At 46.1% G+C, this 13,583-nt stretch carries 11 protein-coding genes; 7 read left to right on the forward strand and 4 right to left on the reverse strand.

What is annotated here, in order from left to right; all coding sequences use genetic code 11:
- The first annotated feature begins 79 nt into the window (after positions 1–79).
- From C9J01_RS00245 to C9J01_RS00265, 5 genes are all read left to right on the forward strand, one after another.
- Positions 80–1,372 (forward strand): glycine/sarcosine/betaine reductase component B subunit, encoded by a 1,293-nt coding sequence (locus tag C9J01_RS00245; protein WP_107296108.1) that lies wholly within the window; start codon positions 80–82, stop codon positions 1,370–1,372.
- Positions 1,373–1,386: 14 nt separating this feature from the next.
- Complete coding sequence (gene grdB, locus C9J01_RS00250; protein WP_107296109.1) at positions 1,387–2,685, forward strand: glycine reductase complex selenoprotein B; 1,299 nt, start codon at positions 1,387–1,389, stop codon at positions 2,683–2,685.
- Positions 2,686–3,177: 492 nt separating this feature from the next.
- A complete protein-coding gene (locus tag C9J01_RS00255) occupies positions 3,178–3,582 on the forward strand; it encodes a FixH family protein (RefSeq protein WP_107296110.1) in 405 nt (134 codons plus the stop codon).
- Positions 3,554–4,828: a cytochrome-c peroxidase gene (locus tag C9J01_RS00260; protein ID WP_158264465.1), complete on the forward strand. Its 1,275-nt coding sequence runs from the start codon at positions 3,554–3,556 to the stop codon at positions 4,826–4,828. Before C9J01_RS00255 ends, C9J01_RS00260 begins: the two co-directional genes overlap by 29 nt.
- Entirely contained in the window at positions 4,825–5,793 is a 969-nt protein-coding gene (locus C9J01_RS00265; RefSeq protein WP_107296112.1) for a hypothetical protein, read from the forward strand. Before C9J01_RS00260 ends, C9J01_RS00265 begins: the two co-directional genes overlap by 4 nt.
- A gap of 85 nt (positions 5,794–5,878) precedes the next feature.
- Here C9J01_RS00265 and C9J01_RS00270 read toward each other — a convergent pair whose 3' ends face one another.
- On the reverse strand, positions 5,879–6,799 hold the full coding sequence (locus tag C9J01_RS00270) for a LysR family transcriptional regulator (RefSeq protein WP_107296113.1): 921 nt from the start codon (positions 6,797–6,799) through the stop codon (positions 5,879–5,881).
- Positions 6,800–6,938: 139 nt separating this feature from the next.
- Between C9J01_RS00270 and C9J01_RS00275 the strand changes: the two genes are divergently transcribed.
- Entirely contained in the window at positions 6,939–7,904 is a 966-nt protein-coding gene (locus C9J01_RS00275) for an alpha/beta hydrolase (protein ID WP_107296114.1), read from the forward strand.
- A gap of 66 nt (positions 7,905–7,970) precedes the next feature.
- Here C9J01_RS00275 and C9J01_RS00280 read toward each other — a convergent pair whose 3' ends face one another.
- A complete protein-coding gene (locus C9J01_RS00280) occupies positions 7,971–8,456 on the reverse strand; it encodes a VOC family protein (RefSeq protein WP_107296115.1) in 486 nt (161 codons plus the stop codon).
- A gap of 249 nt (positions 8,457–8,705) precedes the next feature.
- Here C9J01_RS00280 and C9J01_RS00285 point away from each other — a divergent pair, with 249 nt between their 5' ends.
- Positions 8,706–9,863, forward strand: coding sequence for a winged helix-turn-helix domain-containing protein (locus C9J01_RS00285; RefSeq protein WP_107296116.1), 1,158 nt, complete (start codon positions 8,706–8,708; stop codon positions 9,861–9,863).
- Positions 9,864–10,237: 374 nt separating this feature from the next.
- Here the strand turns inward: C9J01_RS00285 and C9J01_RS00295 are convergent, their stop codons facing one another.
- Both C9J01_RS00295 and C9J01_RS00300 read right to left on the reverse strand, forming a co-directional pair.
- Positions 10,238–11,743, reverse strand: coding sequence for a hypothetical protein (locus tag C9J01_RS00295; RefSeq protein ID WP_146157051.1), 1,506 nt, complete (start codon positions 11,741–11,743; stop codon positions 10,238–10,240).
- 98 nt (positions 11,744–11,841) lie between these two features.
- Complete coding sequence (locus C9J01_RS00300) at positions 11,842–13,404, reverse strand: bifunctional metallophosphatase/5'-nucleotidase (RefSeq protein ID WP_107296119.1); 1,563 nt, start codon at positions 13,402–13,404, stop codon at positions 11,842–11,844.
- Between the last annotated feature and the right edge of the window lie 179 nt (positions 13,405–13,583).

Below are 13,583 nucleotides of genomic sequence, written 5' to 3' on the forward strand. Positions count from 1 at the left end.
CTTCAGCCGAGGCCGGCACCTTGCTAAATCAATTCTATCTTGGGATCCCCTCCCATTTGACGCTTGTTTGGAGAAACACATGAAACTCGAACTAGGCAATATCCATGTTCGTGATCTGGCCTTTGGTCCAGTAAGCGAAGTCAAAGAAAATACTGTGGTCATCGATCAGCAGGCATTAATTGCCCACCTGACCGAACTGGATCACCGTATCCGCTCATTAGCACTGTCTATCGCCAAACCGGGTGACAGTACCCGTATTATGCCGGTCAAAGATGTTATTGAACCGCGTGTAAAAGTTGGCTGCGAAGGCGATATCTTCCCTGGCCGTCACCTAGGCGAAGAAGCCATGGTTGGTGAAGGCCGTACCCATGTATTAAAAGGCATGGCGGTTGTAACTACCGGTGAGATCGTTGGTTTCCAGGAAGGGATCATCGATATGAGCGGCCCGGGTGCGGATTACACCCCGTTCTCATCGACACTGAACCTAGTTATCCAATGTGAAGTGGATGAAAGCTGCAACCAGTACGACCATGAAGGCGTTGTTCGTCTTGTTGGTTTGGAAGCGGCACGTTGGATTGGCCGCTTGGCTGAGCATATCGAACCGGAAGAGGTTGAGACCTACGAAACCAAGCCACTGCTAGAGCAAGCTGCAGAGTTCCCGCACCTACCGAAGGTGGGTTATGTCTATATGTTGCAAAGCCAAGGCCTGCTGCACGACACATACTACTACGGGGTTGATGTTAAAGGCATCCTGCCAACATTGATGTACCCGACGGAAGTGATGGACGGTGCGATTATCAGTGGTAACTGTGTATCGGCCTGTGACAAGAACACCAGCTTCGTTCACCAGAACAGCCCTGTGATTTACGACTTGTACCGCCACCACGGCACCAAGTACAACTTCATGGGTGTCATCGTGACTAACGAAAACGTCACCCTGAAAGACAAAGAGCGCTCTTCCAACTTCACCGTCAAACTCGCCAAACAAATGGGCTGGGAAGCGGCGATCGTGAGTGAAGAAGGCTTTGGTAACCCAGATGCCGACTTGATGATGAACTGTGCCAAGCTGGAAGCTGCTGGTATCAAGACCGTATTGCTGACTGACGAATATGCCGGCCAGAACGGTGAGAGCCAGTCTTTGGCAGACTCGCACAAGAGTGCCGATGCGGTGATCACCAATGGTAATGCCAACCAGCTAGTGACCCTACCTGCTATGAATACCGTAATTGGCCATGACCGCTACGCCGATGTCGTCGCGGGCGGCTTCAACGGTAGCTTGCATGAAGACGGTTCAATCACTGTAGAACTACAGGCGATTATCGGGGCAACCAGTGAGCTTGGTTTCCATACCCTCACTACCAAAGCTAGCTAAGCGAGGACACTCTAATGACAATTAAAGTCGTATATTACTTAAACCAGTTCTTCGCCCAAAAAGGTGGTGAAGAGATGGCCCACACTCCAATGGAAGTGGTTGAAGGGACTATCGGTGTCGGCACGCAGGTGAACACCATGCTGCAAGACCGTGCAGAAGTTACCCATACCATTATCTGTGGTGACTCTTACTTCAATGAAAATGAAAGCTTATGCTGCCACAGCCTGCAGGAAATCTTAGCCCAGCTAAAACCTGATCTTGTTGTTGCAGGTCCTGCCTTCAATGCGGGCCGTTATGGTATGGCTTGTGGTACCGTTGCCAAAGTAGCTCATGAAATGGGAATTACCACCATTTCTGGCATGTACATCGAAAACCCAGGCTACGAGCTATTCCGTCAGTATGCCTACATGGTGGAAACCGGCAATAGCGCAGCAAGTATGCGTAAAGCCATTCCGGCCATGGTGAAGATGATCAACCGTTTCATCGATACTGAAGGCGAGATGGGATCACCTGAAGAAGCGGGCTACATGCCTCGCGGTATCCGGGTAAACTTCTTCGCTGATAAGCGTGGCTCTGAGCGTGCGGTTGATTTGCTAATCAATAAGCTTGCGGGTACTGAGTTTACTACGGAATACCCAATGCCGGTCTTTGACCGTGTCGAGCCACAACCTCCGGTTGAGATGCTAAGCACGTCGAAGTTTGCTTTAGTGACCTCTGGCGGCGTTGTGCCTAAAGGCAACCCGGATCACATTGAGTCATCTAGTGCCTCTAAGTACGGTGAGTACAGCATTCAGGGACTGGAAACACTGACCGAAGATACCCATGAAACTGCCCACGGTGGTTATGACCCGGTTGCCTGTAACCAGAACCCTAACCGTGTGCTGCCTGTCGACGTGTTACGCGATATGGAGCGTGAAGGGGTTATCGGTAGCCTGCATGACATGTTCTATACCACAGTCGGTAATGGGACTGCGGTAGCGAAAGCCAAGGAATATGGTGCAGAGATTGCGATGAAGCTTCAGAAGGCCGGGGTGACAGCCGCCATCTTCACCTCCACTTGAGGCACTTGCACACGTTGCGGCGCAACGATGGTCAAAGAAATCGAGAAAGTGATGCCAGTAGTTCACATTGCAACTGTTGTTCCAATTTCGAAAACAGTGGGTGCGAACCGTATTGTCCCAGCGGTGGCTATTCCTCATCCTCTGGGTGATCCGAATATGCAACCAGCAGAAGAGAAATACATGCGTCGTCAGTTAGTTGAGAAGTCACTGGGTGCACTTCAGACTAAGATAGATGACCAAACGGTATTCTAAGTCGAGCCTTGTGTAATTACCCAATTGCATGAGACCAAGCCAGCCGGAAACGGCTGGCTTTTTTGTCTTATAACCAAGTTACCTCAAGGCGCTGAACCTGTATCTTGAAGTAGCTTGGGCATATTCCTAGATGTAATAAAGATTTCATTTCTGAATGTGGCTAAATAACCATCTGTGGATTATGGTTATTGGTGGTGGTTTTTGACTAAATTACTGTGCACTTGTGTGAACATCTATGTATGTAATCTGCGATTGATTTATTGAATGTGTGACGCCGCTTCATAAAGGGATTTTTACCAAGAAAGTGAGAATATTCTTAATGGCAATTTTTTCACTTTCTATATTAAAAATATGATGGAGTATTTTTAATATATTCACTTAATTGTTCAGTTTTATTTGTTTTGTTATTGATTTAACCAGTATTAAATTATTTAAGACATATTCATAGGTTAAATTTAATCAACAAATAATTTATATAAGGTAAATATATTTATGGTAAGGGCAGTTACAGGTCCTCTCTTTGTCTTTTTTTCAATTATCTATAGCGTGATAGCAACCGCATCAGAGAGTATCGGGGCTGTTAGTGAGTTTGGATGGAGGGCGTATAACGTTGATAAATATGGTGATGTACCTATCAATCAGATACATAGTTGGAATTTGCAGATAACGGATGGTGCAGGAAACCCTACCGGTTGTGCTCCAGAGCAGGTAAGGGGCGGGATGCCTGCCCATCGGCATGGGTTACCTACTCAACCACAATGGCACCAAGAGAGAGAAGTTGGAAACTACCGAATAGATGGTTTGAAGTTTCAGATGCCGGGTTTATGGCAAGTGATCTTTTCATGTAAGGATGACAGAGAGCGTACCCATGAATTTATCTTTGAGTTTATGCTTTAGGCGTTTCAATTACCTATTGCTATGTATGGTGATTATCGGATGCCCCGGTGAGGGGCCTGCTTTTCGCCAGCATTGGAACCAAGATGAACTAACTATTCTGCAGTCACTGCATTTGTCCAATCTACCGCCAGTCACTGATCCGGGTAATGCTTATATCGGTAATGATGCTGCTGCAGAGTTAGGGAGAAAACTGTTTTTCTCGCCCCAGTTAAGTCAAAAAGGCGATACCTCTTGTGCCCATTGCCACCAACCTAAACATTACTTTACATCAGGTAAGCCGTTAGACGGCAAGCGTAATACGCCGACTGTAGTGGGTAGTGCGGCTTTTTCTTGGCAATTTTGGGATGGCCGGGCCGATAGTTTATGGTCACAGGCACTGTTTCCGCTCGAAGATCCTACCGAGCATGCACTGAGTCGGCTTGAAGTTGTTCACATCGTGTTAGACAACTTTAAGGATGACTACCAAGAGGCATTTGGAGTAACGGAGCAATTAACTCATTTTCTAAACGAAAAGGCCTCATTGCCAAGACAAGCCTCGCCGGTCAACAGTGCCGAAAACTGGCAATTATTGACCGATCGGCAGCGCAACCAAATCAACCAGATTTATGCGTCAATTGGTAAGGCTTTGGCGGCATACCAAGCCCGGTTGATGCCCGCAGAGTCGAGGTTTGATAAGTATGTCGAAGCGGTTGTCAAAAAGGATTATGAATCGGCTCATAAGCTTTTGAGTCCCGCTGAAGAAGCAGGGCTTAGCCTATTTATCAGCGATCGAGGGCGATGTATCCGCTGCCATAGCGGTCCATTGTTTTCAAACGGCGGATTCACCGCAACGGCAGCGCCTGGAAGCCTGAATGATGAAGGACGTTTGGCGATTATTGAGCAACTACCAAATAACGAGTTCAATTGTTTAAGCCAATACGCCGATGAAGGTGAGGGGAGTTGTGATGAACTGGTTTATTTGAAAACAGAAGGTGAAGAGTTACGCCATGCATTTAAAGTCCCCACACTTAGGAATATAAGTTTGACGGCGCCATACATGCATAACGGCTCATTTGACGAACTTGGTGAGGTAATGGATTATTATAATCGATCGCCTCGTAATAGCTTGAACCATACAGAGTTAGAGCCGCTTTACCTATTTCCTTTCCAACTCAAACAGCTTGAAAAGTTTTTATTATCACTTGAAAGTGGAATAGCACCTTCATCGGTATGGGAGCTTGCCCACAACAAGGAGAAAGTAGAATGAGATATATTTCCCTGTTGTTTTTTGCCTTATTTTCAATGCCTAGTTGGGCACATGTAAGATGGTTTGTTAATTCTACCCAGTTCCCAGATGTCAGCTTACCTATTGATCCACTTTTTTATTCTATTTTGGTCGCTGTGGTTGGGTTTTGTCTTTTTGCATCCATTATTACCCGGCAGGGATTACTTGGCCCGGTAACCGCCAATCCTGTTATGACCGATTCCTTCTTTTTTTGGCGTGTTCTAACGGTAATTATGGCGTTGTTCTTTATCCTCAATGTGGTGCTTGGCGAATTTATCGCGCCTAACCTGCAACTGGATACAGGGCGCGAGATGATAGGTGTTTGTTTGCAAGTCGCTGTGGCGACTACCATGGTTTTTTCTGTATCTATCAGTGGCCTTATGATCCTGTTGATCGCACTCACTTCAAGTATATTGCTGCCTTTTTCTGCCGTGATTGACTATATTCCCGAGTTGTTCGGTATTGGGGGGGCGTTAATATTGATTGGCCCTTATATCACCCCCTTTGACAAGAAGATGTTCAGTCGCTTTGTGAATTTCATAGGGGGACGGGGGAGCGCCGTAGTTTTGCTTCGTTTTATGCTGGGGTTACAACTGTTGATCTTGGGGGTGCACAATAAACTCATGTTACCGGGCCTGTCGTTAACCTTCCTTGAAATGTACCCATACTATAACTTCTTTCAGTTATTAGGTTGGGAAGCATTTAGTCATTTGCATTTTGTGTGGTTTGTTGGTTTGAGCGAGTCCTTGCTCGGTCTGATGTTGATGCTTGGCTTTGCCAACCGGTTAGTCGTCGGACTGTTGGCAACGATATTCACTATCACCACCTATGTAGCGGGGCCTACTGACTTGCTGGGACACCTGCCTATATTCGCCATTGCTTTTATTTTGCTGTGTGAGTCAGTGAACAAGTCATCTAATCAGCCTCAATTAAAGACCGCTAGTTAATCTCCAGAATATATAGCCAGTCGCTAATGGCTGGCTATAAGTTGGGTCGGTGTTGCAGCATAAAATTTCACCAGAATGGTAACTATCATCCTGACTTGAGAACTGTATTTACAGCTTCCTCTATCAGCGATTTTCCATACATACGAAGTGGGTCTAATGACGCCCTCTCGTGGAAAAGTATGCACAGGCTTTGTGCTGGAATAAACGGGGCAGGATGGGTCGTTACATCATATTGTTGGAAAAATGGATCTTTCGTCTCGGCTGCGAACATTAGCCGGTCGGTACCCGCCAGAGCCATGGCCGCAAACTCCATCGATGATGATGAAAAGGCAATATTCCGGTGCTGATGGTGCTTAGTAGCTAAATAATTCAACCATCTCTCTACGGCTTCATGGGTATTTACCACAATATGTGGGTAGTCAAAGAGTTGGCTTTCGGTGAGTGGTGTACAAGCCAAAGGGTGGGTGTTGGCCATGACAACTTGGTAGTTGATTTTGCCTAACGGTAAGGCGGTTACCTGAGATAAATTATCGGGTGCAAAGCCTATGGCGAAATCAAGCCTAGCTTCACGAAGCATTTCAGGTACCCGCTCATTCCAGTCAACTATATCTAACCTTACTTGGGGCAGTGTTTTGTTCATTCGTGATATCAAGGCGTGAATGAAACTACGGGCACCGTTGCGATGGCAAGCGATACGCAGAGTGCCCGTCGCTTTTAGAGGATCGAATTGAGATTCAAACAGTAGGTTTTCGAGCGACTGTAATTGCGCTGTCAATGCCGGTTGAATTTGAATGGCATAAGGTGAAGGCTCTAAACTTCGTCCGCAACGGATCAGAAGAGGATCACCTAACGCATCACGTAGTTTTCCAAGCTGGTAGCTGACTGTGCTTTGTTGAATTTCCAGAATCTCTGCGGTACGTGATAGGTTTTTGGTTTCTAACAGTACCAATAACATGCGGAGCATTTTTAGATCTAATGCGGCTAATTGTTCAAAAGCGTTGTGCATTATTTGTCCCTATCTAAAACGGCAACAGAATAACAATACAGCAGTATCAAAATTTTCGATAGCTGGTATTTTTCATATCGGATTGTTTGGATTTGCTTGTTTGAGAAAATATAACCATTCAATCAAAGAGGATGGAAAGATGACAAAGCCCCTGACTTCCCTTGTTTTATCAACACTTTTGCTATCCACTGCGGCTTCGGCTGAATTAGTCGGTGAGCATTTCACAGCTGAATTAGATATTCCTTATGGTAAAGGGTTGGTAACGGTTGATGGCAACATCACTCAGCGTGATTTGCTAATGGATGTTGTTAAACCCGCAGAACCTAGAGCAGATCAAAATCCAGTTGTTGTAATGACTTTTGGTGGTAACTTTATTCGCGGTGGGCGTAATGATGTGTATTCGGTCGAGGGGGCACAAACGACAACCATGCGAGACTACTGTAAGTTGTTTGCCAAAGAAGGTTATACCTGTGTGGCTATCGACTATCGATTGTCGTTGGAGGAGCCGGTGCCTTCGAATATTGGCTATAGCGATGAGTTGCTGGTAGAAGATGAGCTGCGCATGAAGGCGCTTCATGACCGCCACAACATGCTTCGGCAGGGGAAGGGGTTAGAACCTCTACCGGATGGTAGCCCGATTGTTCGCAATACCATTATTTCAGCGGCAGAAGATCTTTATCGTGCAGTGGAGTATTTGCAGGCCAATTCTGATAAGTACAGTATTGATCCAGAGCGCATCGCTGTCGGTGGTTTTTCAGCTGGGGCAATGACCAGCTTCAATGTGGCTTATGGGATGAATGCGCCAGTCAAAGCTGTGTTAGCGAATTCTGGTAGGTCGTTGGGATTTAATGTTGAAGCGGCAGCAAAAGATCGAGACACAACGCCTCCGGCATTGCTGCAAATGGGCCAGTATGACTTGGAGCCTCTTGTTACCAGTGTACGATACGTATTACCGAGCTATGAAAAACTTGGTATCGATGTCGATTTGGCTTGGGTTCCCGGTTTTGGTCATTTTTATCCCGCTGGGGCAATGGCATTAGGGACGGATTTAGCGCGGTCACCAATTATAGAGCGCATGGTTGCTTTCTTAGATACCCACTTATAACCGATGATTGGGTGTGATAAAGAAAAAGGATTGGCATTGCTGCCAATCCTTTCATTTCATTGTGTTTTACTCGTACTCAGAAGCGTAAGTTTCTTCGTAAGTGTGAGAGTAAAGCTCGAACAAGTTGCCGAACGGGTCTTCTAGGTAAACCATTTTGGCTGGCTTGTTGTCATCTTCTGGGTGGTAGCGCATGATATCCATACGAACCTTACCGCCGAACTGCTCTACTTTTTCAATGGTTGCCGCGAAGTCATCAGTCTGAAGACAGAAGTGGAAAATACCGATGCGAGAGAAATCAACTTCGTGACGCTCTTGGCGCTCTTTCATTTCAAAAAGTTCAACACCAATGCCGTCGGTGGTTACCAGGTGGGCAATGTTGAAGCCTTTGAAGCCTTCACCGAAAACAGCGATACACATTCTGCCGATAGCGGTTTCACGTTCTTCGATTACTTTGGTGTTGCCCATGACAACTTTCAGGCCAAGCGCGTTAGTGTAAAACTCAACGGCTTTATCCATGTCGCCGACCATAATACCTACGTGATTCATTTTCATAATTTGCTCCAGGCTCTGATGACTTGCTACGTGTTTTGTACGTGATTTGTTTCGATGAGGAGAGTATATGGATAAACCACTATCAAATGAAATTATCAAAAATTATTTATTTGATAATTTTTGGTTATAACCAGGCGCTAAGGATAAAGCTGCATTCCAGGCCGAGATTGCAACCGGTCATATTGGACAAGCACAAAAGCAAAGGTGACAATTACAAGATACTCAAAGGAAGGAGAACCACTGTATCTTATGAACTCTCTATCTATTCCTGAAGCTCGGAAACTGGTTTTGCTCTCCCAAGGCCTTCCTGCCAAACCACAGAAAGGTAGCGCTTATGCCAAGACTTTGTCGGCATTTAACCGGATTGGGTATGTACAGATAGATACGATTTCTGTAGTGCAGCGCGCCCATCACCACACGCTTTGGAGCCGCAACCCCGACTATCAATTGGGGCACTTGGAGCAGTTGGTGAGTGAAAAACAGGCCTTCGAGTATTGGTCACATGCAGCATCTTATCTGGTAATGGAAGATTACCGATTCAGTTTACCCCGAAAGCTGGCGATTAGATCTGGTGAGCAGAACCATTGGTTTAAAAAAGACCGCAAACTGATGGCCAGTGTGTTAAAGCGCATTGAATTGGACGGGCCGTTAATGGCCAAAGATTTCGAGTCAAAACTTGCCAAAAGGACGGGGTGGGAGAGTAAACCCACCAAGCAGGCATTAGAAATGCTCTATATGCAGGGTGATTTAATGATCACAGAGCGTCGTCAATTTCATAAAGTTTATGATCTCACCGAACGGGTATTGCCTGCGCATATTGATACCCGAGTCCCGACTGAGCAGGAGCATGCCCGTTACCTTGTTGTCAGCTTTCTAAAGGCCCATGCCATTGGTACCCTGCAGGAAATCACCTATTTACTTAAAGGGGTTAAAGCGCAGGTTGCTATTGCTCTATTGGATCTGCAGGAAAGCGGTGAAATTGAGAAGGTGAAAGTTAGCAATCTTGAGTATTACGTTCTTCAAGAGTCACTGGCTCTGCTTGACCAGCGGCTTTCACGTAAAACGGCAAAGATCCTTTCTCCGTTTGATAATTTGCTGATCCAAAGAGGCCGCGCAAGCTCGATCTTCAACTTCGATTATCAATTGGAATGTTATGTCCCAGCAGCAAAGCGTAAATTTGGCTATTTCTGCCTGCCGATTTTGTGGGGTGGTAGGTTGGTTGCCAGAGCCGACTGTAAAGTGGATAAGAAGAATTCGAGGCTTGATGTGATCCACTTGTTCCTGGAAAACTCACTGAAAGCGAAAGAGGCTTTCATTGAGGCACTCGATCAAGAGTTGCAGGCCTTTGCTGCATTTAACCAATGCGGTGGATATGCTATAGCAAAAACGTCCACCACACCGTATTAGTAATCGTTACTTCTCTGGTACTTCGATTTTCGCAACAGCATTTTTTCTAAATCCTGAATCGCCGTCGAAAGTTTGATACCGCAAGTAATCAATCCATGCTCATGAAACAAGATCGAAGGGATCCGCTTTAAATTGTACTTAGAGCAATTAGCAGCGGTCGTGATGATAACTTCCACTCCGGCGATTTCTGTGTCATGTAACCAGTTCAACTGATGTTCTGAGCAAACTATGGTTACCCGGCCCACATTCTCTGGCTGCCAACGATGACTATACATCGAATCTTGAGTCTGTAAATTCGACATGACATCCCTTAGTTATTTTTGATACCTATAATTATTTTACTTTCTTTCTAAGGAGTTAAAGTTAGAGTTATGTCATTTGATGTATTGTTGGTTAACAAGCTCTGCTAGCCTTTCAACCGAGCACCAGTCGAAAACGATGGGGCAATCCTCATGCTTTTGATATAAGCCCGACGAGATGTATTTCCCGGAAAAGTTATAGATATAACGAAAAATGCTGATCAATTGCACAAGTTGAGCATGGCTGATTTTTTTGCGGGCCGATGCAGGAAGCCACATATCGAAGAGATACCAGAACTGCTGGTGCCAATCTGGGCGGGTAGGGGTGACTGTTTGTATGAGTGAATGGTCAATTTCCGCGTTTTGGGTCAGCACACCAATCCCAAGTTGCCAGTGATCATTTTGATATTGATGGCTGAACTGGTGCCACTTTTCATGCCACCAACTGAGTTTTTTTGTATTGCTGGCTGAAGCACCAGCCAGTGATGCTGGCGACTGGCAGCGAAAAGTATGTAAATAGTATAAATTTACCGCTCCATCGGCGGCCGCAGTATTTGGTTTGACTTGATCGGCAAAAGCGGTGATTGCAGCACCTCTAATGAAACTTTCGTGTTCTAGCACCAGGCTTATATTTTGCTTTTCAGAGAGGCGTAGCCTGAGGTTCTGCATATGGGCGTGGGCTGCGTAAACAGGGCGCAGTAGTGTCCCTTCGTTGGATTTAGCGAATTCTCTTGTGCAGTACGCCAATTTGTCAAACTGCTGGCGAGACATGATTTTGTGGTAAGTCTGTTTAGCCGTTTCCAAAATATTGTGTGAGGGCAAGACGGGCTGCTCAATCTCATCAAGCGTATATTCTCCCAGCTCTTCGCAAGCCTGTCCCAAGTCCTGCTCCGCTTTGCTTTGGGGTAAAAGGTTATCGCTTATCAAAAACTGATAACCCGTTTGGTTATCTACCGTTGAAAGTAGCCAGCAATCAAGGCCAAGATGCTTTACGCTCGTTAAGCCCGAACGGCAGCGTAAAACATGGCTACGGGTGTGAAGGGACAAGGATTGCTGCTCGTTAAGCCACTTCTCTTCATATAGGGCACTGAACGTTTCAAGTAATAGGGCGAGCTTGTGGAGGCGTTGATAAAAGAGCTTCTTGTTTAAGTTTGATTGAGTTAATAACTCGCCTGCCGCGGTACCTGATTCTAGTAAAGCCATTAATGGCTGCAGAGTGTTGGCTAATTTTTGCGGGTTGGTCAAGCTTGCAACCGTATGGCAATGGCGACACTGGACTCGCAGGGTGCCGATTCGGGTTTTATCATATAACCGCCAATTGTTATGGCTCGCTAAGGAAATGCTTTGTTGGCATTTACATTGGGGGGCAAACTGAGAGATTGCATTATGGCGTTGTCTGTCGATGTGATAGGCAAGGCCCAAAATGGGTTGGTTGAGAAGTTTGGGCGGATAAGCGCCACAACTTGGGCAGAAATAAGCTGGGTAACCCAAGCGTGTTGATGGAGTGTAGAGGCTAAGATCTGGGTTGCCGAGGTTCTCACAACCAAAAGATTTACAGCCGTTATATTCAGTTCGAAACACCTGGTACCCGTAAATGTCGTCGCAAGCAAGGGCGGTAACTACCGCCCTTATCTATCAGTGGCTCAATCTATTTCTATTTTAACGCGATATAGGTGAAGTTACTTTTCGCTGACGTCAATTTGTCTACCCAGTTCAGGGACTGAGACAGTCTTTGTCTGCTTGAAAGCGTCGATTAATACCTGCATTACCAGATCGCCCTGAGATTCAAGCTTACCTTCAGCGAAGACATGGTATCCATCACCTCCGCTTGCAGCATATGAGTAGGTAGCGACTCGGTATGATTTGGCTGGATCAACCGCTTCGCCATTGATATCTAAGCTGAGCAAGCGTTGGTTCTCAGGTTTGGTGCTATCATAAGTGGCTTCAATACCGGCGAACTGGGCAAGGCCATAAGGTAAGGTATAGCTATATTCCAGTAACTCTTTAACCTGGGCGCCGGTGAGGGAAACCACCGAGAGTGTGTCGGTGAATGGGAAAACGTTCATGACGTTTTCCATGGTTATCGGACCTTGGTTTAGGTCAACACGGATACTACCTGAGCTGATCATGGCAATATCTGCGTTGCCCGCTTCTTTCATCATATCTGCAACTAGGTTACCGATATTCGACTCACGGTAATAACGGCGGAAAGCAGTTGCATCAATGGTTGCTAATTCTTCAGCTAGCTGAGGGTATTGTTGGCGTGCGTCCTCGATAAGTTGGCTAGTTTTAGGATCTCGCGCTAATTTATCCGATTCGACTGGGATCAGTTTGCCGTCCAGTAATTTTACCGAGTTTTTATCAGTGTCGATTTCGAACTTGGTGTAGCCTAGGTATTTGCCCTGTCCGAAGGTCAAACCAATAACCGTACCGGTTTCTGGGTGGACAACAGGTTCCCACAGGCCGTGATCCGAGTGACCGCCGAAGATGACATCAACTCCTTTGAGTTTACCCGCCATTTCATAATCTTCTTCGAAACCACGCTGTACTTCCGGATCGGCTTCTTTGTCAGTTTGCATCGGGGCGGTTTTGTTCTGGTGGGTCAGGACAACTACCATATCGACTTCATCACGGATCTCATCGACCCAATATTGTGCGGTTTCGATAGGATCCTTAATTGTCAGACCTTTGCGGTTGCCTTTCCACATGGTGTTGTAAAATGCATCGATACCCATTACGCCGACAACACCAATTCTTACCCCGTCACGTTCAAGGATGGTGTAAGGCTGGGCAAATTGCACATCACCGTTTTCATACACAATGTTGGCATTCAAAACCGGGAATCGTGCACGAGGCATGGTGTCACGCAATGACTCCCAGCCATATTCGAATTCGTGGTTACCCAGAGTGATTACGTCATAACCCATCGCACTGTAAAGGTCGAAAGAAAGTTTGCCGAGGGTTTTCTTAGACAATGAGCCAGTATAAATATCACCAGCATCAAGCAAAAAGCTGGTTGCTTCTTCGGCTTGAACTTGTTTGATCAGTGTCGCAAGGTATGGAATGCCGCCAATTCGGGTAATGTCTTCATTCCAGAAAGCATCGACAGGCTCGTAAACACTTTCGATATCATTGGTGTGAAGCAGGGTGACTTCTTTTATTTCGGCCAAAGACAGTGATGAGAAACCGGCCAGAGATAGCATCATTGCTACGGCTAGTGGTTTGCGTGGAGTAAGTTTCATAATGTTACGCTCGCGTCAGTTGATCGTTTGCTTGGTGGAGATGGAGCGACTTTAGTGATAATTTTGACTAAAAAGTTTGAGCGGTGTCACGCAATAAAGGCTGTTTTGAAGGCCCTCGTAGAGAAGTTACCTTTTGAGTGAAGGTGACTACAAGGCATGGAGACAATGCAGAAAAGGGA

The organism is Photobacterium rosenbergii (assembly GCF_003026455.1).
GTDB classification, from domain to species: domain Bacteria; phylum Pseudomonadota; class Gammaproteobacteria; order Enterobacterales; family Vibrionaceae; genus Photobacterium; species Photobacterium rosenbergii.

Excerpts from the sequence above, each read along its gene's own strand:
- C9J01_RS00275 (WP_107296114.1), top strand. The coding sequence starts at position 6,939 with ATGACAAAGCCCCTGACTTCCCTTGTTTTATCAACACTTTTGCTATCC.
- C9J01_RS00255 (WP_107296110.1), top strand. The coding sequence starts at position 3,178 with ATGGTAAGGGCAGTTACAGGTCCTCTCTTTGTCTTTTTTTCAATTATC.
- C9J01_RS00245 (WP_107296108.1), top strand. The coding sequence starts at position 80 with ATGAAACTCGAACTAGGCAATATCCATGTTCGTGATCTGGCCTTTGGT.
- C9J01_RS00270 (WP_107296113.1), bottom strand. The coding sequence starts at position 6,799 with ATGCACAACGCTTTTGAACAATTAGCCGCATTAGATCTAAAAATGCTC.
- C9J01_RS00260 (WP_158264465.1), top strand. The coding sequence starts at position 3,554 with ATGAATTTATCTTTGAGTTTATGCTTTAGGCGTTTCAATTACCTATTG.
- C9J01_RS00265 (WP_107296112.1), top strand. The coding sequence starts at position 4,825 with ATGAGATATATTTCCCTGTTGTTTTTTGCCTTATTTTCAATGCCTAGT.
- C9J01_RS00280 (WP_107296115.1), bottom strand. The coding sequence starts at position 8,456 with ATGAAAATGAATCACGTAGGTATTATGGTCGGCGACATGGATAAAGCC.
- C9J01_RS00300 (WP_107296119.1), bottom strand. The coding sequence starts at position 13,404 with ATGAAACTTACTCCACGCAAACCACTAGCCGTAGCAATGATGCTATCT.
- C9J01_RS00285 (WP_107296116.1), top strand. The coding sequence starts at position 8,706 with ATGAACTCTCTATCTATTCCTGAAGCTCGGAAACTGGTTTTGCTCTCC.